The sequence below is a fragment of the Variovorax sp. GW821-FHT10C12 genome (assembly GCF_059415405.1).
The window spans coordinates 177,049-199,950 of the sequence record NZ_JBWKNE010000002.1; the positions used below are offsets into that span (position 1 = coordinate 177,049).

26 protein-coding genes and 1 pseudogene are annotated in these 22,902 nt (G+C 69.8%); 17 read left to right on the plus strand and 10 right to left on the minus strand.

The features are described 5' to 3' along the window. Nucleotides 1-2: 2 nt before the first annotated feature. From AC07OH_RS14070 to AC07OH_RS14085, 4 genes are read right to left on the minus strand one after another with little or no spacing between them, the layout of a single operon-like run. Nucleotides 3-227 (minus strand): hypothetical protein, encoded by a 225-nt coding sequence (locus tag AC07OH_RS14070; protein WP_495301084.1) that lies wholly within the window; start codon nt 225-227, stop codon nt 3-5. Continuing rightward, entirely contained in the window at nt 214-1,413 is a 1,200-nt protein-coding gene (locus tag AC07OH_RS14075) for a CaiB/BaiF CoA transferase family protein (protein WP_495301085.1), read from the minus strand. Before AC07OH_RS14075 ends, AC07OH_RS14070 begins: the two co-directional genes overlap by 14 nt. Beyond that, nucleotides 1,410-2,384 (minus strand): Bug family tripartite tricarboxylate transporter substrate binding protein, encoded by a 975-nt coding sequence (locus AC07OH_RS14080; protein WP_062478940.1) that lies wholly within the window; start codon nt 2,382-2,384, stop codon nt 1,410-1,412. Before AC07OH_RS14080 ends, AC07OH_RS14075 begins: the two co-directional genes overlap by 4 nt. A 42-nt stretch (nt 2,385-2,426) precedes the next feature. Next, on the minus strand, nt 2,427-3,182 hold the full coding sequence (locus AC07OH_RS14085) for an enoyl-CoA hydratase/isomerase family protein (RefSeq protein ID WP_390346097.1): 756 nt from the start codon (nt 3,180-3,182) through the stop codon (nt 2,427-2,429). A 58-nt stretch (nt 3,183-3,240) separates the two neighbouring features. Here AC07OH_RS14085 and AC07OH_RS14090 point away from each other — a divergent pair, with 58 nt between their 5' ends. Continuing rightward, the gene (locus AC07OH_RS14090) at nt 3,241-3,912 is read left to right on the plus strand and encodes a GntR family transcriptional regulator (protein WP_062478945.1); all 672 of its coding nucleotides are present in this window, start codon (nt 3,241-3,243) and stop codon (nt 3,910-3,912) included. 24 nt (nt 3,913-3,936) lie between these two features. On the opposite strand, the gene metG is transcribed toward AC07OH_RS14090, so the two are convergent. Continuing rightward, complete coding sequence (gene metG, locus AC07OH_RS14095) at nt 3,937-6,033, minus strand: methionine--tRNA ligase (RefSeq protein WP_495301086.1); 2,097 nt, start codon at nt 6,031-6,033, stop codon at nt 3,937-3,939. Nucleotides 6,034-6,259: 226 nt separating this feature from the next. Between metG and AC07OH_RS14100 the strand changes: the two genes are divergently transcribed. The 5 genes from AC07OH_RS14100 (at nt 6,260) to AC07OH_RS14120 (ending at nt 9,728) form a co-directional block, all read left to right on the plus strand. After that, nucleotides 6,260-7,291: an isocitrate/isopropylmalate dehydrogenase family protein gene (locus AC07OH_RS14100; protein WP_489059698.1), complete on the plus strand. Its 1,032-nt coding sequence runs from the start codon at nt 6,260-6,262 to the stop codon at nt 7,289-7,291. Nucleotides 7,292-7,314: 23 nt separating this feature from the next. Further along, nucleotides 7,315-8,040: a phosphodiester glycosidase family protein gene (locus AC07OH_RS14105; protein ID WP_495301087.1), complete on the plus strand. Its 726-nt coding sequence runs from the start codon at nt 7,315-7,317 to the stop codon at nt 8,038-8,040. Nucleotides 8,041-8,081: 41 nt separating this feature from the next. Continuing rightward, complete coding sequence (locus AC07OH_RS14110; RefSeq protein WP_495301088.1) at nt 8,082-8,783, plus strand: YceH family protein; 702 nt, start codon at nt 8,082-8,084, stop codon at nt 8,781-8,783. A gap of 85 nt (nt 8,784-8,868) precedes the next feature. Next, complete coding sequence (locus AC07OH_RS14115; protein WP_495301089.1) at nt 8,869-9,324, plus strand: hypothetical protein; 456 nt, start codon at nt 8,869-8,871, stop codon at nt 9,322-9,324. Nucleotides 9,325-9,368: 44 nt separating this feature from the next. Then, a complete protein-coding gene (locus AC07OH_RS14120; RefSeq protein WP_492677308.1) occupies nt 9,369-9,728 on the plus strand; it encodes a hypothetical protein in 360 nt (119 codons plus the stop codon). Nucleotides 9,729-9,755: 27 nt separating this feature from the next. Here AC07OH_RS14120 and AC07OH_RS14125 read toward each other — a convergent pair whose 3' ends face one another. Beyond that, a complete protein-coding gene (locus AC07OH_RS14125) occupies nt 9,756-10,229 on the minus strand; it encodes an Lrp/AsnC family transcriptional regulator (RefSeq protein ID WP_095743953.1) in 474 nt (157 codons plus the stop codon). 88 nt (nt 10,230-10,317) lie between these two features. On the opposite strand from AC07OH_RS14125, the gene AC07OH_RS14130 reads away from it, so the two are divergent. The 4 genes and pseudogenes from AC07OH_RS14130 to AC07OH_RS14145 all read left to right on the plus strand — a co-directional run bounded on the left by AC07OH_RS14130 (nt 10,318) and on the right by AC07OH_RS14145 (nt 14,971). Continuing rightward, nucleotides 10,318-11,499 (plus strand): M20 aminoacylase family protein, encoded by a 1,182-nt coding sequence (locus tag AC07OH_RS14130; RefSeq protein WP_495301090.1) that lies wholly within the window; start codon nt 10,318-10,320, stop codon nt 11,497-11,499. A 28-nt stretch (nt 11,500-11,527) separates the two neighbouring features. Beyond that, a pseudogene (locus AC07OH_RS14135) lies at nt 11,528-12,724 on the plus strand (diaminopropionate ammonia-lyase); the annotation flags it as partial. A gap of 42 nt (nt 12,725-12,766) precedes the next feature. After that, on the plus strand, nt 12,767-13,972 hold the full coding sequence (locus tag AC07OH_RS14140; RefSeq protein WP_495301415.1) for a M20 family metallo-hydrolase: 1,206 nt from the start codon (nt 12,767-12,769) through the stop codon (nt 13,970-13,972). Nucleotides 13,973-14,083: 111 nt separating this feature from the next. Next, nucleotides 14,084-14,971, plus strand: a complete 888-nt coding sequence (locus AC07OH_RS14145; protein WP_495301091.1) for an alpha/beta hydrolase — start codon at nt 14,084-14,086, stop codon at nt 14,969-14,971. A gap of 31 nt (nt 14,972-15,002) precedes the next feature. Here AC07OH_RS14145 and AC07OH_RS14150 read toward each other — a convergent pair whose 3' ends face one another. After that, nucleotides 15,003-16,208, minus strand: a complete 1,206-nt coding sequence (locus AC07OH_RS14150; RefSeq protein ID WP_495301092.1) for a patatin-like phospholipase family protein — start codon at nt 16,206-16,208, stop codon at nt 15,003-15,005. Nucleotides 16,209-16,314: 106 nt separating this feature from the next. On the opposite strand from AC07OH_RS14150, the gene apbC reads away from it, so the two are divergent. The 4 genes from apbC (at nt 16,315) to tsaA (ending at nt 19,327) form a co-directional block, all read left to right on the plus strand. Next, nucleotides 16,315-17,406, plus strand: coding sequence for an iron-sulfur cluster carrier protein ApbC (gene apbC, locus AC07OH_RS14155; RefSeq protein ID WP_062478984.1), 1,092 nt, complete (start codon nt 16,315-16,317; stop codon nt 17,404-17,406). Nucleotides 17,407-17,483: 77 nt separating this feature from the next. Beyond that, nucleotides 17,484-18,434, plus strand: coding sequence for a LysR family transcriptional regulator (locus AC07OH_RS14160; RefSeq protein WP_495301093.1), 951 nt, complete (start codon nt 17,484-17,486; stop codon nt 18,432-18,434). 51 nt (nt 18,435-18,485) lie between these two features. Beyond that, nucleotides 18,486-18,833: a winged helix-turn-helix domain-containing protein gene (locus tag AC07OH_RS14165; protein WP_062478989.1), complete on the plus strand. Its 348-nt coding sequence runs from the start codon at nt 18,486-18,488 to the stop codon at nt 18,831-18,833. Beyond that, nucleotides 18,830-19,327, plus strand: coding sequence for a tRNA (N6-threonylcarbamoyladenosine(37)-N6)-methyltransferase TrmO (gene tsaA / locus AC07OH_RS14170; RefSeq protein WP_159274924.1), 498 nt, complete (start codon nt 18,830-18,832; stop codon nt 19,325-19,327). The genes AC07OH_RS14165 and tsaA overlap by 4 nt, the downstream gene beginning before the upstream one ends. Here tsaA and AC07OH_RS14175 read toward each other — a convergent pair. Together AC07OH_RS14175 and AC07OH_RS14180 are read right to left on the minus strand one after the other, a co-directional pair. Next, nucleotides 19,288-19,968: a nitroreductase family protein gene (locus AC07OH_RS14175; RefSeq protein WP_495301094.1), complete on the minus strand. Its 681-nt coding sequence runs from the start codon at nt 19,966-19,968 to the stop codon at nt 19,288-19,290. The genes tsaA and AC07OH_RS14175 overlap by 40 nt on opposite strands. Then, on the minus strand, nt 19,965-20,204 hold the full coding sequence (locus AC07OH_RS14180) for a hypothetical protein (RefSeq protein WP_070061480.1): 240 nt from the start codon (nt 20,202-20,204) through the stop codon (nt 19,965-19,967). The genes AC07OH_RS14175 and AC07OH_RS14180 overlap by 4 nt, the downstream gene beginning before the upstream one ends. A 115-nt stretch (nt 20,205-20,319) precedes the next feature. Here AC07OH_RS14180 and modB point away from each other — a divergent pair, with 115 nt between their 5' ends. Genes modB through AC07OH_RS14195 form a run of 3 tightly spaced genes read left to right on the plus strand, consistent with a single transcriptional unit; the run spans nt 20,320 to nt 22,564 of the window. After that, nucleotides 20,320-21,009 carry a molybdate ABC transporter permease subunit gene (gene modB / locus AC07OH_RS14185; RefSeq protein ID WP_062479002.1) on the plus strand — a complete coding sequence of 230 codons (690 nt, stop codon included), beginning with the start codon at nt 20,320-20,322 and terminating at the stop codon, nt 21,007-21,009. Between the two features lie 26 nt (nt 21,010-21,035). After that, nucleotides 21,036-21,785, plus strand: coding sequence for a molybdate ABC transporter substrate-binding protein (gene modA / locus AC07OH_RS14190; protein WP_070061482.1), 750 nt, complete (start codon nt 21,036-21,038; stop codon nt 21,783-21,785). Beyond that, entirely contained in the window at nt 21,782-22,564 is a 783-nt protein-coding gene (locus tag AC07OH_RS14195; RefSeq protein WP_495301095.1) for an ABC transporter ATP-binding protein, read from the plus strand. Before modA ends, AC07OH_RS14195 begins: the two co-directional genes overlap by 4 nt. Here AC07OH_RS14195 and AC07OH_RS14200 read toward each other — a convergent pair. Next, a complete protein-coding gene (locus AC07OH_RS14200) occupies nt 22,561-22,797 on the minus strand; it encodes a hypothetical protein (protein WP_495301096.1) in 237 nt (78 codons plus the stop codon). The two genes, AC07OH_RS14195 and AC07OH_RS14200, sit on opposite strands and share 4 nt — an antisense overlap. Between the last annotated feature and the right edge of the window lie 105 nt (nt 22,798-22,902).

Below are 22,902 nucleotides of genomic sequence, written 5' to 3' on the forward strand. Positions count from 1 at the left end.
CGTCAGTCCTTGCTGTCGGGAATCACCGCGTCGGCCGCCGCGCCCACGGCCTTGCCGGTGATGCGCGCGGTGCCGATGGCGGCATCGGCCGCGAGGCCGACCGCGCCGGCGCCCACGCTCACAGCGGTGCTCGCGACGCTGACCACCGCGCAGCCGCTCAGCTGCAGCGCACTCGCGAGGCCGAGCGCGGAAAGGACGAGGGGGCGGAGGCGGTCACTGCGTTGCATGGGCGGATTCTGCACCCGCCGCGCTGGATCGGGCGAGCGACGCCAGGATCGCCTCGCGGTCCTGGTCCAGCCGCGGCGGTTGCCGTCGCACCTGCGTGCGCAGCCCGCCGACGTGCACCGGGTTGCCCGCCACCGTGAGCGGCTGGCCGCCCTGCGTGCGCACCTGCACCAGCATCTCGCGCGCCTGCACCTGCGGGTCGTTCACCACCGCGGCCACGTCGTTGTAGTCGCCCGTGGGGATGTTGTGCTGCATCAGCAGCGCCTGCCAATGCGCGCAGGGCGCGGTCGACAGGCGCTCTTCGAGCAGCTGCTTGAGCGCCTCGTGGTGCTGGCAGCGCGCCGGGTTGGTGGCAAAGCGCGCGTCCCCGGCGAGCGCGGGCAGCTCGAGCGCGGTGCACAGGCGCTGGAACAGCGCGTCGTTGCCCGCCGCGATCACGAACCAGCCGTCGGCCGCGCGGAACACGTCGAAGGGCGTGATCGACGGGTGCCGCGAGCCGATCGGCCCCGGCGCGCGGCCCTCGGCCTCCATGCGCGAGATCGCGTTCTCGAGCAGTGCGACCTGGCAGTCGAGCATGGCCACGTCGACCCGGTCGCCTACGCCCGTGCGTCCGCGCTGCAGCAGCGCGGCTTGCGTGCCGATGGCCGCGTACAGCCCGGCGCCCAGGTCGCCGATCGACACGCCCACGCGCGTCGGCGGCGCGCCCGGGTGGCCGGTGAGGCTCATGATGCCGCCCATCGCCTGCACCACCATGTCGTAGGCGGGGCGCCTGCTGTACGGGCCGGTCTGGCCGAAGCCCGAGACCGAGGTGAACACGAGTTTCGGAAAGCGCGCGTGCAGCGTCGGCCAGTCGTAGCCCAGTTTCTCCATCGTGCCGGGCCGGAAGTTCTCGACCAGCACGTCGGCCGTGGCCAGCAGCTGCTCGAAGACCGCGCGGTCGGCCGGTGCCTTCAGGTCGAGCGCGATCGACTCCTTGTTGCGGTTGACCGACATGAAGTAGGCCGATTCGCCCTCGACGAAGGGGCCGATCTGCCGCGCGTCGTCGCCCAGGCCGGGTTGTTCCACCTTGATGACGCGCGCGCCCAGGTCGGCGAGCAGCAGCGTGCAGTACGGGCCCGCGAGCACGCGCGTGAGGTCGATGACGGTGAAGCCCTGCAGCGGGCCTGCCTTGGGTGCGTGCGGGGTCATTCGACGCTCGCGCCCGAGCGCTCGGTGAGTTCCTTCGACTTCGCGCCTTCGGCCAGGGCCCAGGCACGGAATTCGGCCAGCGACTTCGAGGGCGCCGACTCGTTGCCCGACTTCTCCATCCGCGCCTTGACCTCGGGGTCGTTCAGCGCCGCCACGCTGGCGTCGAAGAGCTTCTGCGCCACCTCCGGCGGCAGGCCGGCCGGGCCGAAGAGGCCGAACCAGAAGGTGTAGTCGTAGCCCTTCACGCCGGCTTCGGCCACGCTGGGCACGTCGGGAAAGAGCGGCGAGCGCTGGCCCGAGGTGACGGCCAGCACGCGCAGCTTCTGGCCCTGCGCCATCGGCAGCACCGAGGGCGGCGTGCCGAAGGTGAGCTGCACGTCGCCCGCGGCCACGGCCTGGATCGACGGCGCGCCGCCCTTGTACGGCACATGCAGCATCTGCACGCCGGCCGCCTTCTCGAACGAGAGGCCCGCCAGGTGCGTCACCACGCCCGCGCCCGAGGACGAGTACGCCAGCTTGCCGGGGTTCTGCCGCGCCTCGGCGATCAGCGCCTGCACGGTCTTGGCGCTCACGTCCTTGTTCACCGCGAGCAGCATCGGCGCGGAGCTCCAGCGCGAGATCGGCACGAAGCTTTTCGCGCCGTCGTACTTCACGCTCTTGTAGAGCAGCTTGTCGCTGCCGTAGAGGTTGGCGCTGCCCAGCAGCAGCGTGTAGCCGTCGGGCGCGGCGCGCGCGACCTGGTCCGATGCGATGGTGGTGCCGGCACCTGGCTTGTTGTCGATGACGATCGGCTGGCCGAGCAGCTTGCCCAGCTTGTCTCCGACGATGCGCGCCACGGTGTCGGCGCCGCCGCCGGCGGGGAAGCCCACCAGCAACGTGATCGGGCGCGAGGGATAGGTGTCGGCCAGTGCGCCGGCCGAGGCCAGCAGCGCGGCGGCGGCGAACGAGAGGGCTCGCAGTTCTTGCTTCATGGGTTTGTCTCCTGGGTCTTGTGTAGGGAAGGGCGGGCGCGCTCAGCGGCCCTGGAACACCGGCGTGCGCTTCTCGCGCCAGGCCCGGCCGCCCTCGGCGAGGTCTTCGGAGGCGACGGTGCGCTGCACCTCGCGCGAGATCGCGGCGGCGTCGGCGGTGCCGCGCGCGATCTGGTTCAGGTGCTTCTTCATGCCCAGCAGCGCCAGCGGCGCCATGCCGGCGAGCACGGTGCGCAGGCGCTGCACCTCGGTGTCGAGCGCGGCGGCGTCGTCGACCAGCTGCGTGAGAAAGCCGCAGTCGCGCATGGCGGCGCCGTCGAGTTTCTCGGCGGTGAGAAAGAGGCGCTTGGCCGTGTCCAGCCCCAGCCGCGACACGTAGCGTTCCATGCCGCTCTGGTAGTAGTGCAGGCCGAGCCGGGCGGCCGGCATGAACATCTCGGCGCTGCGGGCGCCCACGCGGAAATCGCAGGCCAGCACGAGGTCGGTCGCGCCGCCGTACACGCCGCCATGCACCGCCGCGATGGTGACGGCGCGGCAGTTTTCGAACACATCGACCATCTCGCCGAAGCTGCGGCCTTCGGTCTGGCTCTGGGTGGCCACCTCTGATATATCAAATCCGCTGCAGAAGTACTTGCCCTCGGCGCGCAGGACCAGCACCAGCACCTCGGGCGTGCGGTTCACTGTGTCCACATGCTGGATCAGCACAGGAAGATCGTCCGGCGTGAGCTTGTTGGCGGCCTGGGGACGGTGCAGTGTCAGGTAGGCCACGTGGCCGTCGATCGCGAGGGTGGGAGACATTGATGTACCAAACAGATGAATTGATATATCTGTAAGGTTAGCTAATATCCAGATCGCCATGCAACCCGCGAAAACCCTCGACACCCACAGCCTGCAGGACCGCATCCGCGCCCGACTCGAACAAGACATCCTGGGCGGCGTGCTGTCGCCCGGCATGGCCATCGACGAAAAGGCCCTGGCCCTGAGCTTCAACACCTCGCGCACGCCGGTGCGGGAGGCGCTGCTGCTGCTCAGTGCGCGCGGGCTGGTCGACATCGTTCCGCGCACCGGCATCTACGTGCGCCAGCTGCGGGCGAACGAACTGGTGGCGATGATGGAAGCGCTCGGCGAGCTCGAAGGCGTGCTGGCGCGGCTGGCCGCGCTGCGCATCGGCCCGGCGCTGCGCGAGGAGCTGCTGCGCGCCCTGGCCGGCACCGCCGCCCAGGCGCAGGCGGACGACGCCGAGGCCTACCAGCAGGCCAACGCCGCGCTGCACGACGTGATCTACCGCGCCAGCGGCAACCCCTTCATCGTGGAGCAGGCGCAGACCGTGCGGCTGCGCATCTCGGCCTACCGTGGGCGGATGTTCGAGAAGCCCGGCCGGCTCGCCGCTTCACAGCGGGAGCACGAACGGGTGGTCGAGTGGATTCTGAAAGGCCACGCGGACAACGCCGCGGAGGCGATGCGCGACCACATCTCCGTGGGCGGCAAGGTGTTCGCCGACCTCGTGTTGAACAACAAGTTCGGCTAGTTCTTCTTTTCGTCTGTCTTCGGGTCAGCGCACGCGCATGCCCGGCGTCGCGCCCGCCCAGGGCTCGAGCACGTGGATGCCCGGGTGGGCTTTTTCGTCGCCGTGGCTCGCGGCCAGCACCATGCCTTCGCTGACGCCGAACTTCATCTTGCGCGGTGCGAGGTTGGCGACCAGCACCGTGAGCTTGCCGACCAGTTGCTCCGGCTGGTAGGCCGAGGCGATGCCGCTGAACACGTTGCGCGTCTTGCCTTCGCCCGCGTCGAGCGTCAGGCGCAGCAGCTTGGTCGAGCCCTCGACCTTTTCGCAGGCCACGATCTTCGCGATGCGCAGGTCGATCTTCGCGAAGTCGTCGATGGTAATGGTCGGCGCGATGGCTTCGCCGCCGGGCAGCTCCTGCGCTTCGGTGGCGACGGGCGCGGCAGCGGCGGCTTCGGGCACGTCGAACAGCTTGTCGACCTGCTTGGGGTCGGCGCGCTGCATCAGGTGCTTGTAGTCGCCGATGGCGTGGCCGGCCGGCAGGGCCTGCGCGGCGTCGGCCCAGGTCAGCGGGGCGATCTTCAGGAAGGCCTCGACGTTCACGGCCAGCGCCGGCAGCACCGGCTTCAGGTACAGCGTGAGCAGGCGGAAGGCTTCGATGCACACCGTGCACACGTCGTGCAGGCGCGCTTCGGCGCCTTCCTTCTTGGCCAGTTCCCAGGGCTTGTTCTGGTCGACGTACTCGTTCACCTTGTCGGCCAGCGCCATCACCTCGCGCAGCGCGCGGGCGTAGTCGCGGCCGTCGTACAGCGACTGCACCTGCGTGGCCGCGGCACGCAGCGTCGACAGCAGCGTCTGGCCGTCGGCCGACACCGCACCGAGCTGGCCGCCGAAGCGCTTGCCGATGAAGCCGGCCGCGCGGCTGGCGATGTTGATGTACTTGCCCACGAGGTCGCTGTTCACGCGCGCCACGAAGTCGTCGGGGTTGAAGTCGATGTCCTCGTTGCGGCCGTTGAGCTTGGCGGCGATGTAGTAGCGCAGCCATTCGGGATCGAGCCCGATCGACAGGTACTTGAGCGGGTCGATGCCGGTGCCGCGGCTCTTGCTCATCTTCTCGCCGCTCACCGTCAGGTGGCCGTGCACGTACACGGCGTTGGGCGCCTTGCGTCCGCTGAAATGCAGCATCGCGGGCCAGAACAGCGTGTGGAAGGTGATGATGTCCTTGCCGATGAAGTGCACCTGCTCCAGCTCGGGGTCGGCCATGTACTCGGTGTACGAGATGCCGTCGCCGCCCAGTTCGATGCAGCGCTTGTCCAGCAGGTTCTTGAGCGACGCGAGGTAGCCCACGGGCGCGTCCAGCCACACGTAGAAGTACTTGCCCGGCGCATCGGGGATCTCGATGCCGAAGTAGGGCGCGTCGCGGCTGATGTCCCAGTCGCCCAGGCCGCCCTTGCCTTCGTCGTCCTTGTAGAGCCACTCGCGGATCTTGTTCTGCACCTCGGGCTGCACGTGGCCGGGGGCGGCGGTCCATTCCTTCAGGTAGGCCTCGCAGCGCGGGTCCGAGAGCTTGAAGAAGAAGTGCTCCGAGCTGCGCAGCTCGGGCTTGGCGCCCGACAGCGCCGAGTACGGGTTGATCAGCTCGGTGGGCGCGTACACCGCGCCGCACACCTCGCAGTTGTCGCCGTACTGGTCCTTCGAGTGGCAGTTGGGGCACTCGCCCTTGATGAAGCGGTCGGCCAGGAACATGCCCTTGGCCGGGTCGTAGAACTGCTCGACGCTCTTGGTCTCGATGAGGCCGTTGGCGCGCAGGTCGCGGTAGATGTCCTGCGCCAGTTGGTGGTTCTCGGGCGCGTCGGTCGAGTGCCAGTTGTCGAAGGCGATGTGGTAGCCATCGAGGTAGGGCTTGCGGCCCGCGGCGATCTCGGCCACGAAGGCCTGCGGCGTCACGCCGGCCTTGTCGGCCGCGATGGTGATGGCCGCGCCGTGCGCATCGTCGGCGCACACGAAGTTGACGTCGGCACCATTCATTCGCTGGTTCCGCACCCAGATGTCGGCCTGGATGTATTCCATCATGTGGCCGATGTGGAACTTGCCGTTGGCATACGGCAGGGCGGTGGTGACGAAGAGCTTGCGCGGGGCGGACATCGGGGAGGGCGCTTTCGGGAGTGACGAACGGAAGGGGCGCGGGGCCCGTGGAGGCGGCCAGGGGCCGCGTCCGGGAACCGGGCATTTTAGGCGGCCCGTCCCGGGGCCGCCGCCATGGGGCTGCTCACCCCGCCGGCGGGGTACCCGGAGTGACCCCTGAGCCCACGGGGGTGTCGCCCGTGCGACGTATGCTCGCAGCCTCTTTACTGAAAGTGAGCCGCCGCCGATGACCACCTCGATTCCCGCAACCCTCATCCCCGGCGACGGCATCGGCCCCGAGATCGTCGACGCGACCCTGGCGGCGCTCGACGCGCTGAAGGCGCCTTTCGTGTGGGACACCCAGATCGCCGGCCTGGGCGGCGTCAAGGCCTCGGGCGACCCGTTGCCCAAGGCCACGCTGGACAGCATCCGCAGCACCCGCCTGGCGCTCAAGGGCCCGCTGGAAACCCCCTCGGGCGGCGGCTACCGCTCGTCGAACGTGCGGCTGCGCGAGGAGTTCCAGCTGTACGCCAACCTGCGGCCCGCGCGCACCATCATCCCGGGCGGTCGCTACGACAACATCGACCTGACCGTGGTGCGCGAGAACCTCGAGGGCCTGTACATCGGTCACGAGCACTACGTGCCCATCGACGGCGACCCGCACGCCGTGGCAATGGCCACCGGCGTCAACACCCGCAAGGGCAGCCGGCGCCTGCTCGAGTACGCCTTCGACACCGCCGTGGCCACCGGCCGCAAGAAGGTCACACTGGTGCACAAGGCCAACATCATGAAGGCGCTCACCGGCCTCTTTCTGGAGACCGGCCTGGACCTGTACGAAGAGAAGTACAAGGGCCAGTTCGAGCTCGACACCGTGATCATCGACGCCTGCGCGATGAAGCTGGTGCTCAACCCCTGGCAGTTCGACATGCTGGTGACCACCAACCTGTTCGGCGACATCCTTTCGGACCTCGTGGCCGGCCTGGTTGGCGGCCTGGGCATGGCGCCCGGCGCCAACATCGGCACCGACGCCGCGATCTTCGAGGCCGTGCACGGCTCGGCGCCCGACATCGCCGGCAAGGGCATCGCCAACCCGACCGCGCTGCTGCTGGCCGCCGCGCTCATGCTCGACCACGTCAAGCGGCCCGAGCTGGCCACGCGCCTGCGCACCGCCATCGACCAGACGCTCAACCTGGACAACGTGCGCACCGGCGACCTCGGCGGCAGCGCCGGCACGGCGGCCTTCACCAAGGCGCTGGTCGCGCGCATCAACGGCGGCTGAGAACAGCAGGTAGTGCAGGTCGCATGAAAAAACTGCTGCTGCCTGCGCTGGTCTTCCTGCTCGCCGGCCTGGCGTGGTCCGCCGCCGGCGCCGTGGACGCGCCGCCGCGCTACACCGTCGTCAAGGTCGACCTGCGCACCGACAAGCTCGCGCTGTTCCTGAACGACGACACGGGCGCCGCCTTCAAGCGCTTCGACCGGCTCGAGGCCTGGCTGAAGGCGCGCAACCAGCAGCTGCTGTTCGCGGCGAACGCCGGCATGTACCACGCCGACTTTGCGCCGGTCGGCCTGCTGGTGCGCGAAGGCCGCGAAGAAGCGCCTTTGAATCTGGCCGACGGCGTCGGCAATTTCTTTCGCAAGCCCAATGGCGTGTTCCTGATGACGGCCGAGGGGCCGCGCATCGTCGAGGCGTCGGAATACCCGGCGATTGCTGCAAAGGGCGGCGTGCAGCTGGCGACCCAGTCGGGCCCGCTGCTGTTGCGCCACGGCGCGGTGCACCCGGCGCTCATCCCGAATTCGGATTCGCGCAAGACCCGCAACGGCGTGTGCGTGTCGGGCACCACCGCGGTCTTCGTCCTCGCCGAGACGCCGGTGAACTTTCACGACTTCGCGCTGTACTTGCGCGACGTGCTGCATTGCCGCGACGCGCTGTACCTCGACGGCACCGTGTCGGCGATCTATTCGAAGACACTGCAGCGCAACGACTTCGTGCGCGACCTCGGGCCGATGCTGGCCGTGGTGGCGCCCTGAGGCCCGGCTGCCTTTTCACTTCTGCCCTTTCTCCCAGAGCCATGTCCACACCGCTGCCCGTCCTGTCCCTCCTTGAAACCCGCGTCCTCGGTGTGCTGGCCGAAAAGCAGCGCACCGTGCCCGACAGCTACCCGCTCACGCTCAACTCGCTGGTGTCGGGCTGCAACCAGAAGACCAGCCGCAACCCGGTGCTCGAACTCAGCGAGTCGCAGGTGCAGGCCGCCATCGACAGCCTGAAGGGCTACAGCCTCGTGGCCGAAACCAGCGGCGGGCGCGCCTTCCGCTACGAGCACAACACCGACCGCGTGCTGCGCATTCCGTCGCAATCGGTCATCCTGCTCACCGTGCTGATGCTGCGCGGCCCGCAGACCGCCGGCGAACTGCGCATCGCCTGCGACCGCATGCACAACTTCGCCGACATCTCGTCGGTCGAGGGCTTCCTCAACGAACTCGCCGAACGCCCGGCCGGCGCGCTGGTGGTGAAGCTGGCGCGCCTGCCCGGCGCGCGCGAAAGCCGCTGGGCACACCTGCTGAGCGGGCCGCCGGCGGAAGAGATCGCAGGGCCGGGCGCATCGGGCGACGGCGCCTTCGCCACGAACGGCGATTCGCTTGGCGAGGTTGCGGCGCTCAAGGCCAACGTGGCGCGGCTGGAGACCGAGGTGGCATCGCTGAAGGCGCTGCTGGGGCGCGTGTGCTCGGAGCTGGGCATTTCTCCTGACGCGCCGGACGTACCCGAGGCCTGACCCCCCCGCTTCACAAAGGCTTCATCCAGCCCGCACATTCGCCGCCTACCGTCGGACCCATTGCGAACCCAATGGAGCTCCGACCATGGACCACGGACAAACAGCCGCCTGGCGCGACCACACGCCCTTCGACGACATCACCCGGCGCCTGCTGGGCGGGCTGGCAGCACTCGCTGGCGTTGCCAGCCTCTACGCCTTCTTCTGGTGGGCCGCCTCGGCCACCGGTTTCCTGCTGTTCGACGGCTGGTGGCACACCTGGCGCGGCCTGGGCACCGCGTTCGCGTTCCGCGACGCCGACTCGGCGTTCTACCTGCTGAGCTGGACACTGTCGGTTCTTGGCGGCGCGTTCGGCTGGGTCGCGCTGATCGCGCTCGCCGTGACCCATCGGCGCGGCTGGAGCGCGGTGGCGATGTGGGTCAAGGCTGGCTGCCTGCTCGGCGCGGTCGCAGGGTTGGCCTTCGAACCCGGCCGGTTGCTGGCGCTGGCGCCGATCGTCGGCGCGGTGCTGTTGATGCTGCGGTCGATGCTGTCGGCGCGCTGAGCCCATCGGCTATCGTCGGCTCCCACGTTGTTTGCGGGAGCCGCATGACCTACGCCTGTCCTCATTGCCGCCAGCCGGGCATCGCCGCCGTTGCCAAGCGCTGGTCCAGCCGCGAAACGCCCGCGGCGTGCGGACTTTGCGGCAAGCTCTCGCATGTGCTGGCCAGCACCTCGAGCGGGATCGGGGTGGCGGGCTTGCTGATCGTCGTGCTGTCGGGCATCGCAGCGGCTGCGTGGGACATGGCGCCGCTGCTCTTGCTCGGCGTGGGCCTGGCGGTGGCGAACAACTTCCGGGCCTGGCGCCGCGCCAGGCTGTGGCCGATCTCGAAGGAAAGCGCCGACAGCGCCAAGAAGGCCGGCTGGTTCGTTCTGGGCCTGCTGGCGCTGTTCGGCCTGGGCTCGTGACGCCGCGCGCCGCCCGAGCCCGCGCCCTCAGGCCCCCGCCGACACCGGCACATCCAGGCTCACCTTCACCGGGTCCATCGTCACCAGCGTGCGAAAGCGCTTGACGTTGTTGCTCTGGAAAAACAGCTGGCGGGTGAGCGCGGTGTACTGCGCCATGTCGCGCACCACGCACACGAGGATGAAGTCCCACTCGCCCGTCACGTAGTAGCACTGCTGCACCTGCGGGCAGTCGCGAAAGCTTTGCTTCATGGCGTCGAGCCGTTCGATCTGCTCGCTCTCGGCCTCGACCTCGACCACGATGGTGAGCGGGTGCCCGAGCGCGGCGGGCGACAGCACGGCGCCGTGGCGCTGGATCACGCCCTCGTCGCGCAGGCGCTTGAGCCGGCGGTTCACCGCCGCCGTCGACAGGTGGATGCGCTCGCCGAGTTCGCCCTGCGAGAGGCGGCTGTCGGCCTGGATCAGTTCGAGCAGGTGCAGGTCGAGGGCGTCGAGAGGTGTCATGAGAAAGGGCGGGCTTCACGCAAAAACGTTGCGTGGAGGAGGCTCATTTTGCGCACCTGTCCCGCTGCGTTGTCAATAGCATCTCGCCATGAAGTTTCCAGACGCACCCCTGCGCGACCAGCTGGCCGGCTGGCGGCACCAGCTGCATGCGATGCCCGAGACCGGCTTCGAGGAGGCGAAGACCTCGGCCTTCATTGCCAGCGCGCTGCGGGCGCTGGGGCTCGAGGTCCACACCGGCATCGGCGGCACCGGGCTGGTCGCGAGCCTCACGGTGGGCAGCGGGCCGGGCGTGATCGGCCTGCGCGCCGAGATGGACGCGCTGGCCATCACCGAGCTGGCGACCGAGCGGCCCTACGCCTCCGGCACGCCCGGGCGCATGCACGCCTGCGGCCACGACGGCCACATGGCGATGGTGCTCGGCGCCGCGCAGCTGCTGCGCGAGCGGCGCGATTTCGACGGCACCGTGCGCTTCATCTTCCAGCCCGCCGAAGAGCACGGCCGCGGCGCCCGCGCCATGATGGACGACGGCCTGTTCGAACGCTTTCCGGTCGACGAGATCTACGGCCTGCACAACATGCCCGGCCTGCCCGCCGGCACCTTCGCCACGCGCGTGGGCGGCCTGATGGCGAGCGAGGACAACTTCGTCATCCACATCCACGGCCGGGGCACGCATGCCGCGCGGCCGCACATGGGCATCGACCCGATCGTGATCGGCGCGCAGATCGTGCTGGCGCTGCAGACCATCGTGTCGCGCACGCTCGACCCCGGCGCGCAGGCCGTGGTGTCGTGCACCGAGTTCATCACCGACGGCATCCGCAACGCCATTCCGTCGAACGTGGTCATCAAGGGCGACACGCGCAGCTACGACCCGGCCGTGCAGCGCATGCTCGAGGCGCGCATGCGCGAGATCAGCGAGGGCATCTGCCGCCTGCACGGCGCGGAGTGCGCGTTCAGCTACACGCACGAGTTCGCGCCCACCGTGAACTGGGCCGAGTGCGTGCCGACCGCGGTGGCCGCCGCCACGGCCGTGGTGGGCGCCGAGAAGGTCGATGCGAACGTCGCGCCGATGATGATCTCGGAGGACTTCGGCGCCTTCCTGCGCGCCGTGCCGGGCGCCTTCGTCTTCCTGGGCAACGGCGCCGAGGGCGAGCCCGGCGGCACGCCGCTGCACAACGGCCGCTACGACTTCAACGACGCGGTGCTGACCACGGGCGCGCGCTACTTCGCGCAGATCGTGCGGCTGCGGCTGCCCGTGCGCACCGCGGCCTGATCAATTTTCCTTTTTCGTTTTTCTTCCCATGCTCTTCGCCAACCCTCACGCGCAACGGCGCGGCTACGACGCGGCCCTGCAGGCCGTCATGAACATTGCACGTGGCCGCGAGAGCCGCCAGTGGCTGTCCACCTGGAACCGGCTCGCGCCGCAGCCGACGCCGGCGTGGCCGCTGCCCCGGCTCGCCGCGCAACTGGGCGTCGCGCAGGTGGTCGTGAAGGACGAATCGCGCCGCTCCGCGCTCGGCAGCTTCAAGGTGCTCGGCGCGCCCGTGGCCTTGCTGCGGCTCGTGCTGCGCCGCTGGCCCGAGCGGGGTTGGACGCCCGCCGACCTGTTCGCGGGCCGGCATGCCGAGGCGCTGCGCGACTTCGTCGTCATCAGCGCGACCGACGGCAACCATGGCCGCGCGCTGGCTGCGGCCGCGCAGAGCATAGGCTGCCGCTGCGTGATCGTGCTGCACGCGCAGGTCAGCGAAGAGCGCGAGGCGCCCATCGCCGCGCTCGGCGCCGAGATTGTGCGCATCGCCGGCAACTACGACGCCTCGGTCGAGGAGGCCGCGCGCCTGGCCGGGGTGAACGGCTGGGAGGTGGTCTCCGACACCTCCTACGAAGGCTACGAAGAGATTCCGCGCGACGTGATGCAGGGCTACGGCATCCTCGTCGACGAGCTGCTCGAGAACACCGCGCGCGGTGCGCCGTGCCCCTTCACCCACGTCATCGTGCAGGGCGGCGTCGGCGGGCTCGCGGCCGGTGTGGCGAGCCATGTCTGGGAGCGCTACGGCGCGGCGCGGCCGACGCTGATCGTCGTCGAGCCCGAGCAGGCCGACTGCCTGCTGCAGAGCGCGCGCAGCGGCCGGCCCAACCGCGCCACCGGCAGCGTCGATTCCGTGATGGCGGGGCTGGCCTGCGGCGAGACCTCGCCGCTCGCGTGGCGCTTCCTGCAGCCCTCGGTCGATCTCTTCATGACCGTCACCGATGCCGACGCCGAGCACGCCATGCGCACCTTCGCCACCGGCGAGGCGGGCGACGTGCCCGTGCTGGTCGGCGAATCGGGCGCGGCCGGCCTGGCCGCGCTGCAGGTGCTCGCGGCCGATCCCGAACTGGCGCGCGCCGCCGGCCTCGACGCCAGCTCGCGCGTGCTGTTGTTCAGCACCGAAGGCGCGACCGCGCCCGGCGTGTACCGCGCGCTGACGGGCCGCTCGGGCGAAGAAGTGGTCGCGGCGCAGACGCAATGGCTGCAACGCGAAGGCATCGCCGAGGCGGCATTGATGGCGCTCATCGACGACCACGCCGCCATCGGCGCGACGACGCAAGGCGGCGTCTGCCGCATCGCGCTCACCGACGCCGACCGCGCGGGCCGCGACCGGCTCGTGCAGTGGATGCGCGACCTGGGCCTCACCGTGCGCATCGACCGCATCGGCAACATCTTCGGCATCCGCCCCGGCCAGCTGCCCGATGCGAAGCCCGTGATGACCGGCTCCCACATCGACACCGTCGCCACGGGCGGGCGCTACGACGGCAACTACGGCGTGCTGGCCGGGCTGGAGGTGGTGCGCTGGCTCAACGAACGCCAGCGCCAGACGCTGCGCCCCTTCGTGGTCGCCGCCTTCACCAACGAGGAGGGCGTGCGCTTCATGCCCGACATGATGGGCTCGCTGGTGCACGCGGGCGGGCTGGCGCTCGACGCGGCGCTCGACACCGTCGCCACCGACGGCGCGCGGCTGGGCGACGAACTCGCGCGCGTCGGCTACGCGGGCGACATGGCCTGCGGCGCGCTGGTGCCGCACGCGTTCGTCGAACTGCACATCGAGCAGGGCCCGGTGCTGGAGGCCGAAGGCGTCACCATCGGCGCGGTGGCCGACCTGCAGGGCATCTCGTGGCAGGAGATCGTCGTCACCGGCCAGTCGAACCACGCGGGCACGACGCCGATGCACCTGCGCCACGACGCCGGCTACTGCGCCGCCGCCATCGCGGTGTTCGTGCGCGAGCTGGCGCGCCGCTACGGCGGCAGCCAGGTCGCGACCGTCGGCGCGATCGACCTGCACCCGAATCTCATCAACGTGATCGCGGCGCGCGCCACGCTCACGGTCGACCTGCGCCACACCGACGAGGTGACGCTGCAGGCGGCCGAGGCCGAATTGGCCGAGTACCTGCGGCAGCTCGAAGCGACCGAGGGCGTGAGCATCGAAGCCCGCACGCTGGCGCGCTTCGAGCCGGTGCAGTTCGATGAACGGCTGGTGCGCCTCGTCGAGGCCAGCGCGCACGCCCGCGGCCTGAGCCACCGCCGCATGACCTCGGGCGCGGGCCACGACGCGCAGATGATGGCGCGCATCGCGCCCGCCGCGATGGTCTTCGTGCCGAGCGTGCGCGGGATCAGCCACAACCCGAAGGAGCACACGGCGAGCGCCGACCTGGCGCAGGGCGCGAACGTGCTGCTGGACGTGGTGCTGGGGCTGGTGGACGAGGCGCACTGAGGGGTGCGAACTATCGTCCTCATCGGTATCGACGGCATTGACCACTGACCTGCGCGCCTCCGATGATCCGGCGCGATGCAAGCCGCATCGTCATAAAAGACAAGGCGTTTCATGGAACTCAGAGGGATTCTTCGCGCCCGGGTGGCCGCACTCGGCTGCTGCGCGGTGCTGGTGGCACTGTCGGGTTGCGGCGGAGGAGGAGGAGGAGGCGGTGGCGGCGGTGGAGGCGCTGTCTTGCCGATCGCACCGGGGGCCGTGGCACCGCCCCCCACGACAGCACCCGCGGCGGGTCGAACGACCTCCGCCACCATCCAGTCGTCGAAGACCGGCGCCACCTACGAACTGCAGGTGTACCTGCCGCCCTCGTACGACAGCAGTGCCGCGCCGCTGCCCATCATCTATGCGCTGGACGCCGATGCCGCCTACAACCCGCCGGGGTTGCGCTTCCAGAACCTGAAGGAGATTCTCGAGCGCCGGCGTGTGGAAGCCATCCTGATCGGCATCGGCGGTACCGGGCGAAGGGGCACCGATTTCAACCTGCCGGGCGCCCTCGCGTACCACGAGTTCCTCACGACCGAACTGCTCCCGTTCATCGAATCGAAGTACCGGGTGGACACGGCCAAGCGCATCCTCACGGGCCTGTCGCTGGGCGGCAGCATGACGGGCATGGCGCTCTTCCTCGAAGGGGCGGGCAGCACGCTCGCGTTCTCGCACTTCCTGTCCTTCGACGGCGCCTTCGGTTTCCAGAAAGCCGACATCGACGTGCTGGAGCAGCGGATGTACGACGCCCGCAACGGCAAGGCGCTCAACGCGACGCTGTTCCTTGCGCGTTGCGGCGACACCACCAGCTGCAACTACGTGCCGGTGGGCGACCTGTACGACAAGCTGCTCAAGCGCGCGTACCCGGGCCTGACGCTGGTGGAGAAGACCTATTCGAAGAGCCACCTCGCGACCGACCTGCCGGCGTTCGACGATGCGATGGCGCTGATCTTCAAGTAGGCGGGCGGCAGGGTGCGCGCACCCTGCGTCGCTACGCCGGCACCCACCCGAAGAACCGCAGCACCTCGTCGCGCTGGCGCATCGCGTCCGCGCGCCCCAGTGCCATGAGCTCGCGCGTATAGGCCGACTCGAACAGCAGGTAGCTCGCGAGCGCGCCGCCCTTCACGTCGGCCGCGACCTTCGAGCCGCCCAGCAGGTGCCGCACGGCGCCCGGCAGCGCGTCGACGTGGCGTGCCGCGATCATGTCGATGCGCTCCGAGGGCGAGATCACCAGCAGGTCGAGCGGGCGCAGCGCACTCGCGGCGCGCGCCTCTTCGGGGATCAGCCCCAGCGTGTGGTTGATGCGGCGCAGGCGCTCGATGTCGACCGCCAGCGCATCGAGAAAGATGCTCGACAGCGCATGGCCGGCGATCTGCGCCATCGTCGGGTAGCCGCTGTGGGTGTTGGGCGCGTCCTCGTCGCGCGGCTCGTGCATGCGGCCCGCGCCGATCACCACGATGCGCTGCGCGCCCAGGTGGATCGCCGCCGCGATGGGCGCCGACTGGCGCATCGAGCCGTCGCCGAAGTACTCGGTGTGGCCCGGCGGCATCGGCAGCGCCGTGGCCGGGAACACGAAGGGAATGGCCGAGGAGGCCATCAGGTGCGCGTGCGTGATGCGGTCGCGCACCGACAGGCGCTGCGAGCGAACCCAGGGCTCCATCGGCACGGCCGCCTCGAAGAAGGTCACGTGCTCGCCCGAGCTGTAGCTCGAGGCCGTGACCGCCAGCGCCTGCACGTGGCCCTGCTGCATGAGCGTCGGCAGGCGGTCCAGCGGCACCAGGCGTTGCAGCAGGCCGGCCAGCGGCGTGTTGTCCAGCAGCGACTTCGGCTTGATGCGCATCCAGTTGGCCGCAAAGCGCCCCAGGCCGAGCAGCATGCGCCAGCGCGCGCCGCTGCCGAGCACCGAGAGCGAGTCGGCGCGGTAGATCTGCTCGGCGCGGAACTCGCCCCACACCTGCGCGATGTGCGCGACCACGCGGTCGAAGTCGTCGGCGCCGCAGGCCAGCGCCGCGGCGTTGATGGCGCCGGCCGAGGTGCCGGTGATGATCTGGAACGGGTTGCCGTCGCCGATGGCCGCACCGGCCGCCACGGCGTCGCGCCGGATCTCGGCGATGGCTTCGAGCACGCCGACCTGGTAGGCGGCGCGGGCGCCGCCGCCTGTCAGCAGCAGGCCGGTGGCGGGGCTTGTCTCGGGCATTGCGTCGGTGTCTTTTCTTCTTCGGCGTTTTCGGACGGGAAATGAGCGCGTCCCGGTACGGGCTTGGCGGGCGGAATAGACTACCCGCCATTCAGGAGTTTGATCAATGGCACTCACCCCCGACGGGCTCATGGACGCACTCAAGAGCGTCACGGACCCTAACACCGGCAAAGAATTCGCAGCGACCCGCTCGCTCAAAAACCTGCAGATCGCCGAGGGCGATGTCTCGTTCGACCTCGAACTCGGCTACCCCGCCAAGAGCCAGCACGCGGCCATCCGCAAGTCGCTGGTGGCCGCTGCCAAGGCCGTGCCGGGCGTGGAGAACGTGTCGGTCAACATCGTGACCAAGGTCATCAGCCATGCGGTGCAGCGCGGCGTGCAGCTGATGCCCAACGTGCGCAACATCGTGGCCGTGGCCTCGGGCAAGGGCGGCGTGGGCAAGAGCACCACGGCCGCCAACCTGGCGCTGGCGCTGGCCGCCGAGGGCGCCAGCGTGGGCCTGCTCGACGCCGACATCTACGGCCCGAGCCAGCCCATGATGATGGGCCTGGACGGGCGCCCCGAGAGCATCGACGGCAAGAACATGGAGCCCAAGGAGCGCCACGGCGTGCAGGTGATGTCGATCGGCTTCCTGGTCGACGCCGACCAGGCCATGATCTGGCGCGGCCCCATGGCCACGCAGGCGCTCGAGCAGCTGCTGCGCCAGACCAACTGGAAAGACCTCGACTACCTGATCGTCGACATGCCGCCGGGCACCGGCGACATCCAGCTCACGCTGAGCCAGCGCGTGCCGATGACGGGCGCGGTGATCGTCACCACGCCGCAGGACATCGCGCTGCTCGACGCGCGCAAGGGCATCCAGATGTTCGAGAAGGTCGGCGTGCCGATCCTGGGCATCGTGGAGAACATGGCGGTGCACATCTGCTCGAACTGCGGCCATGCCGAGCACATCTTCGGCGCCGACGGCGGCAAGAAGATGGCGGCCGAGTACCAGATGGCCTACCTGGGCGCGCTGCCGCTGGACATCAACATCCGCCTGCAGGCGGACAGCGGGGCGCCCACGGTGGTGTCCGACCCCGATGGCGAGGTGGCCGGGCTCTACAAGGCCGTGGCGCGCAGCGTGGCGGTGGGGATCGCGGAGAAGGCGAAGGACTTCTCGGCGAAGTTCCCGACGATCTCGATCAGCAAGAACACCTGAGACCGAGGCGGGGGCAGGGCGAGGGCCAGCGCGGGCGCCCCGGACGAGAGCCCCCAAGAAGAAAAAGGACGCACGCAATGAACCTGCTCGCCTCGATGCGCTACCTCGTCGCACTCAGCGAGCACAAGCATTTCGGCCGCGCCGCCCAGGCCTGCCACATCACGCAGCCGGCCCTGTCCAACGCGCTGCGCGCGTTGGAAGGCGAGTTCGGCGTCGTCATCGTCAAGCGCTCCCGCGTGTACGTGGGCCTCACGCACGAAGGCGAGCGCGTGCTGGCCACGGCGCAGCGCATGCTGCGCGACAACGAGGTGCTGCTGCAGGAGCTGCGCAGCGAGGCCGGCGACCCGCGCGGGCGCGTGCGCATGGCCGCCGTGCCCACCGCGATCCCGATGCTGTCGCGCTTTGCCGCGATGCTGCAGCAGCGCCATCCGGGCATCGTGCCGGCCGTGCTCTCCATGAGCTCGCAGGAGTTGGAAACGGGCCTGGAAAACCTCTCGGTCGACCTCGCGCTGGGCTACACCGAGCGCATGCACCTGCCGGGCGTCAAGCTCAAGGCCTGGCCGCAGAGCATCGAGCATTACTTTTTGCTGCGGCGCGCCAAGAAGCCTTCGGCCGACCGGCTGCGCATCGGCCGCCCCATCGCCTGGGCCGAGGCCGGCAAGCTGCCGCTGTGCCTGCTCACGCCCGACATGCACAACCGCGCCATCATCGACCAGGCCCTGCGCGAGGCCGGCGTGGACGCGGTGGCGCCGGCCATCGAGACCAACTCGGTGCTCACGCTCGCGCTGGCCGTGAGCGCGGGCACCGTCAGCAGCGTGCTGCCCGGCGCCATGGTGGCGGCCGTGCGCAGCCACCGCGAACTGGAGGCGCTGCCGCTGGTGGCGCCCGAGGTGCGCACGCCCATCGGCTTCATGACGCAGGAGGGCGTGCGGCCCGCGCGGGCGCTCGATGCGGCGCTGGCCTTCTTGCAGACGCCCGAATGGCAGGCGCAGGCGCGCCAGCACAGCGGCGCGCTCGACGCCGCGTAGCCCGACGCACGGGTGCCGACGGCACCTGGATGGTTTACCCTTCCCGCCACCATGAAATCCAAAGCCCAGTTCCGCCTGCGCATCTACCGGGACGACACCATCGCCATCGGCCCCGGCAAGATCGCCGTGCTTGAAGCCGTGGCCGAGACCGGCTCGATCTCGGCGGCGGCTCGCCTGCTCGGCATGTCGTACCGCCGCGCGTGGATGCTGATCGACGAGATGAACCAGACGCTGGCCTCGCCGGCCGTGAACACCGCCGCGGGCGGCTCGCGCGGCGGCGGCACGGCGCTCACGCCCGTGGGCGAGGACATCGTGAAGCGCTACCGCGCCATCGAGAACGCCGCGCGCCTGGCGACGGCGGCGGACGTTCGCGCGCTCACGCGCCTGCTCGCGCCATGAATGCTGCCGACATCGATCCCGTCGTCTGCCGCCCGGTCGGCATCGTGCGCAGCCGCTTCACCGAGACCTCGGGCATGCCCATCCAGACGGCCGGCGCGCCCGACGAAGTGGGGCGCCTGGAGGTGTTCGCCGAATTCGCGCCGGGGCTGCGCGACATCGAAGGCTTCGACTACCTGATCCTCGTCACGCACCTGCACCGCTGCGCGCACGAACGGCTCGAGGTGGTGCCCTTCCTGGACGACGCCACGCACGGCGTGTTCGCCACGCGCGCGCCCGCGCGGCCCAACCGGCTGGGCCTGTCGATCGTGCGGCTCACGGCGGTGGAAGGAACGACGCTGCATTTCAGCGGCAACGACATGATCGACGGCACGCCCGTGCTCGACATCAAGCCCTACGTGCCGCGCTTCGACGTGCGCGAGACCGAGCGCGTGGGCTGGTTCGGCGCGCGGCTCGATCAGTTGCCGCGCACGCGCTCCGACGGCCGGATGGACTGATCGCCGTCGACTGACGCCTCGCCGGCCGCGCCCGGCAGCAGGTCGCCCTGCCAGCACGACCACACGTCCTGCGACAGCGTCTCGCGCGCCTGTGGCGGCGCCTCGCGGATCGTGCCCATGCTGATGAAACCCGCCAGGTACTCGCCCGGCTGCACGCCGACCTGGCGCACCAGCGTCTCGTCGAAGCAGCGTTCGCCGCTCAGCACGATGGCGCCGTAACCCAGCTGGTGCGCGGCGGCCAGCAGGTTGCCCAGCGCCGCGCCGGCGCCCAGCCACTGCTCGCGCGCGGGGATCTTGCTGCGCTCGCGCGGCGACACCACGAAGCCCAGCAACAGCGGCGGGCGCGTGGCGTGCTCGCGGGCGCGCCGCAGGTCGGTCGGGCTGGCGAGCGGATCGCGGCGCAGCTTTTCCTGTTCGAAGCACCAGGCCAGCGCCTCGCGGTTCTGCGGGCGGAACTCGATCACGCGCCACGGATGCAGCCCGCCGTGGTCGGGCGCGCGCAGGCCGGCCTGAAGGATGGCGTCGAGCTCGTCGGGGTTGGGACCGGGCGATTGCAGCCGCCGCGGCGACACCGAGCGCCGCGTCAGCAGCACTTCGAGGATGCGTTCCGCACCCGTCATGTGGCGCCACATGGTGGTCATTGCTCGCGCCGGTCGGTCCATGCGGCGCTGCGGCGCAGCACCTCGCCGATGTCCTGCGCGTCGCCCGGTGCCACCAGGAACGACTGGCTCTCGCCGCCCGGCGCGATGATCGACAGCACGAAGCCGCCGGCGTCCAGCGTGCGCTCGATGCGCCATTCGTGCACCTGCGTCACATGGCGAAGCTCGGGCCTGCCGGAGGTCGAGCGGACAACGGTGTCATGAGGGGAAAGGCGCATGGGGCGGATGGACAAAGTCTCCAACGCTGTATTCGCCAGTATATGAAGACCGGCGCATCCGTGCATCCCCGTGGGAACCAGAAGGCCGCTCATGTAACAATTACGCCGTATCTCAATGAACACGACGACCACTTCTTCGCTCATCGCCACCACCGACTGGTCGCCGCTGGTCCTGTCGCTGCAGGTCGCGGCGGTCGCGACCTTGCTGGCGCTGGTCGCGGGCGTGGCGCTGGGCTGGGTGTTCGCGCGCAAGCAGTTCGTCGGCTCGGGCGTGCTCGAGGCCGTGTTCATGCTGCCGCTGGTGCTGCCGCCCACGGTGATCGGCTACGCCATCCTGGTGGCGGCGGGGCGCCGCAGCCCGCTCGGCGCGTGGCTGCGCGAGCACTTCGACTACACCATCATCTTCAGCTGGCACGGCGCCGTGGTGGCCTCGGCCGTGGTGGCGCTGCCGCTGGTGCTCAAGTCGGCCAGCGCCGCGTTCTCGAACGTCGACCGCTCGCTCGAGGCCGCCGCGAGCACCTTGCGCCAGTCGCCGTTCTCGGTGTTCTTGCGCGTCACGCTGCCGCTGGCCTGGCCCGGCATCCTGGCCGGCACGCTGCTCGCGTTCGCGCGCGCCATGGGCGAGTTCGGCGCCTCGCTGATGGTGGCCGGCTCCATTCCCAAGCAGACCCAGACCCTGTCGATGGCCATCTACGACGCCGTGCAGGCCGGCCACGACGACCTGGCACTGCTGCTGGTGGTCGTCACGTCGGTGCTGTCGATTGCCGTGCTGGTCGTGTCGAACCGCTTTTTCTCGCTTCGTTGATTTCCACTTTCTAGGAGACTGTGCCCATGCGTCCGTTCCGCCTTCTGTCCCTCGTGCTCGCCCTGGCCCTGCCGTTTGCCGCCGCCGCGCAGCAGATCACCGTGTCCGCCGCCGCGAGCCTGACCGACGCGTTCAAGGAAATCGGTCCCAAGTTCGAAGCCGCCAAGGCCGGCAGCACCGTGCGCTTCAACTTCGCCGCCTCGGGCGTGCTGCTGCAGCAGATCGGGCAGGGCGCGCCGGTCGACGTGTTCGCCAGCGCCGACCAGGAGACGATGAACCGCGGCAACGACCAGAAGCTCATCGACACCGCCACCCGCAAGGACTTCGTCACCAACAGCCTTGTGCTGGTCGAGCCCGCGCAGGGCGCCGTCGGCCTGAAGTCGCTGCAGGACCTGAGCGGTGCGAACGTGAAGAAGATCGCCGTCGGCAAGACCGCCACCGTGCCGGTCGGCCGCTACACCAAGCAGGTGCTGGACAACGCCAACCTGTGGACCGCGCTCGAACCCAAGTTCGTGCAGGCCGACAGCGTGCGCCAGGTGCTCGACTACGTGAGCCGCGGCGAGGTCGAGGCCGGTTTCGTCTACCGCACCGATGCGGCCGTGGCCGGCGACAAGGTCAAGGTCGCCTTCACGCCCACCGGCCACACGCCCGTGACCTACCCGATCGCCGTGGTGGCCGAGAGCAAGCAGAAGGCGCTGGCGGGTGACTTCATCGCCTTCCTGTCGACGCCTGCGGCCCAGGAAGTGCTCACGCGCTACGGTTTCGGCAAGCCATGATCGATGTCGATCTGCAGCTCACGGTGAAGGACGGGGCCCGGCGCTTCGACCTCGCCGTGCGCTTCCAGACCGACGTTCCCTTCGCCGCGCTCTACGGTCCCTCGGGGGCCGGCAAGTCGCTCACCCTGCAGGCCATCGCCGGCCTGCTGCATCCGTCGGCGGGCCATGTGCGGCTCGACGGCCGCACGCTGTACGACGCGGCCCAGCGCATCGACGTGCCCGCGCCGGCGCGCCGCATCGGCTACCTGTTCCAGAACTACGCGCTGTTCCCGCACCTCACGGTGCGCGAGAACGTGGCCTTCGGGCTCACCGCGTGGCACCGCCGCACGCTGCCGGCGCGCGACGCCGAGCGCGTGCAGGCGCTGCTGGCCAGCTTCGGCCTCGCCGCGCTGGCCGACAGCCGGCCGCAGAAACTCTCGGGCGGCCAGCAGCAGCGCGTGGCCCTGGCGCGCGCGCTGGCCTGCGAGCCGCAGGTGCTGCTGCTCGACGAACCCTTTGCCGCGCTCAACCCCATGCTGCGCGCCGAACTGCGCAACGAACTTGCGCAGGTGCGCAAGCAATGGGGCATTCCGGTGCTGATGATCACGCACGACATCGAGGACGTGCTCGCGCTGGCCGACGTGGCCTTTGTCTATAAGGACGGGCAGGTGGTGCGGGAGATCGACCTGCATACGGCTGAGAGCCGCGACGTGGCGCTGCAGGCCTTGGGCGTACCGCTGGAGCGCGAGCTCTCGCCGTTACAGCGCAAGCTGCGTGGGTTGCTGCTCGACAGCCGCTAGGAGAGCATCGTCGCGCCGACCACGAACAGCGCGATGCCCAGATACCAGAGCCGCATCAGCCATACCCCGGTCGCATGCCGCCGCGCATAGACGTAGATGTAGAACGGCACGAACAGGCACAGCAGGCCCTTCAGTGGATTGCCAGTGAAGGCGTGCAAGCCGATGCCGATCTGCGCCGTGACCGTGAGAGCCAAGCCCCCGAGCAGCACCATGGTCCCGATGGAAGCCGTCATTGAATTTCCTCCCTTGTTCGGAGGGAGTCTAGTGTCGCGTGCAGGTTTCATTTCCATTTTGAATCGCCGCATGTCGCGATTCAATTTGACGCCACGCCCCCCGCA

Excerpts from the sequence above, each read along its gene's own strand:
- AC07OH_RS14070 (WP_495301084.1), bottom strand. The coding sequence starts at position 227 with ATGCAACGCAGTGACCGCCTCCGCCCCCTCGTCCTTTCCGCGCTCGGC.
- AC07OH_RS14075 (WP_495301085.1), bottom strand. The coding sequence starts at position 1,413 with ATGACCCCGCACGCACCCAAGGCAGGCCCGCTGCAGGGCTTCACCGTC.
- AC07OH_RS14080 (WP_062478940.1), bottom strand. The coding sequence starts at position 2,384 with ATGAAGCAAGAACTGCGAGCCCTCTCGTTCGCCGCCGCCGCGCTGCTG.
- AC07OH_RS14085 (WP_390346097.1), bottom strand. The coding sequence starts at position 3,182 with ATGTCTCCCACCCTCGCGATCGACGGCCACGTGGCCTACCTGACACTG.
- AC07OH_RS14090 (WP_062478945.1), top strand. The coding sequence starts at position 3,241 with ATGCAACCCGCGAAAACCCTCGACACCCACAGCCTGCAGGACCGCATC.
- metG (WP_495301086.1), bottom strand. The coding sequence starts at position 6,033 with ATGTCCGCCCCGCGCAAGCTCTTCGTCACCACCGCCCTGCCGTATGCC.
- AC07OH_RS14100 (WP_489059698.1), top strand. The coding sequence starts at position 6,260 with ATGACCACCTCGATTCCCGCAACCCTCATCCCCGGCGACGGCATCGGC.
- AC07OH_RS14105 (WP_495301087.1), top strand. The coding sequence starts at position 7,315 with ATGAAAAAACTGCTGCTGCCTGCGCTGGTCTTCCTGCTCGCCGGCCTG.
- AC07OH_RS14110 (WP_495301088.1), top strand. The coding sequence starts at position 8,082 with ATGTCCACACCGCTGCCCGTCCTGTCCCTCCTTGAAACCCGCGTCCTC.
- AC07OH_RS14115 (WP_495301089.1), top strand. The coding sequence starts at position 8,869 with ATGGACCACGGACAAACAGCCGCCTGGCGCGACCACACGCCCTTCGAC.
- AC07OH_RS14120 (WP_492677308.1), top strand. The coding sequence starts at position 9,369 with ATGACCTACGCCTGTCCTCATTGCCGCCAGCCGGGCATCGCCGCCGTT.
- AC07OH_RS14125 (WP_095743953.1), bottom strand. The coding sequence starts at position 10,229 with ATGACACCTCTCGACGCCCTCGACCTGCACCTGCTCGAACTGATCCAG.
- AC07OH_RS14130 (WP_495301090.1), top strand. The coding sequence starts at position 10,318 with ATGAAGTTTCCAGACGCACCCCTGCGCGACCAGCTGGCCGGCTGGCGG.
- AC07OH_RS14140 (WP_495301415.1), top strand. The coding sequence starts at position 12,767 with ATGGCGCTCATCGACGACCACGCCGCCATCGGCGCGACGACGCAAGGC.
- AC07OH_RS14145 (WP_495301091.1), top strand. The coding sequence starts at position 14,084 with ATGGAACTCAGAGGGATTCTTCGCGCCCGGGTGGCCGCACTCGGCTGC.
- AC07OH_RS14150 (WP_495301092.1), bottom strand. The coding sequence starts at position 16,208 with ATGCCCGAGACAAGCCCCGCCACCGGCCTGCTGCTGACAGGCGGCGGC.
- apbC (WP_062478984.1), top strand. The coding sequence starts at position 16,315 with ATGGCACTCACCCCCGACGGGCTCATGGACGCACTCAAGAGCGTCACG.
- AC07OH_RS14160 (WP_495301093.1), top strand. The coding sequence starts at position 17,484 with ATGAACCTGCTCGCCTCGATGCGCTACCTCGTCGCACTCAGCGAGCAC.
- AC07OH_RS14165 (WP_062478989.1), top strand. The coding sequence starts at position 18,486 with ATGAAATCCAAAGCCCAGTTCCGCCTGCGCATCTACCGGGACGACACC.
- tsaA (WP_159274924.1), top strand. The coding sequence starts at position 18,830 with ATGAATGCTGCCGACATCGATCCCGTCGTCTGCCGCCCGGTCGGCATC.
- AC07OH_RS14175 (WP_495301094.1), bottom strand. The coding sequence starts at position 19,968 with ATGACCACCATGTGGCGCCACATGACGGGTGCGGAACGCATCCTCGAA.
- AC07OH_RS14180 (WP_070061480.1), bottom strand. The coding sequence starts at position 20,204 with ATGCGCCTTTCCCCTCATGACACCGTTGTCCGCTCGACCTCCGGCAGG.
- modB (WP_062479002.1), top strand. The coding sequence starts at position 20,320 with ATGAACACGACGACCACTTCTTCGCTCATCGCCACCACCGACTGGTCG.
- modA (WP_070061482.1), top strand. The coding sequence starts at position 21,036 with ATGCGTCCGTTCCGCCTTCTGTCCCTCGTGCTCGCCCTGGCCCTGCCG.
- AC07OH_RS14195 (WP_495301095.1), top strand. The coding sequence starts at position 21,782 with ATGATCGATGTCGATCTGCAGCTCACGGTGAAGGACGGGGCCCGGCGC.
- AC07OH_RS14200 (WP_495301096.1), bottom strand. The coding sequence starts at position 22,797 with ATGACGGCTTCCATCGGGACCATGGTGCTGCTCGGGGGCTTGGCTCTC.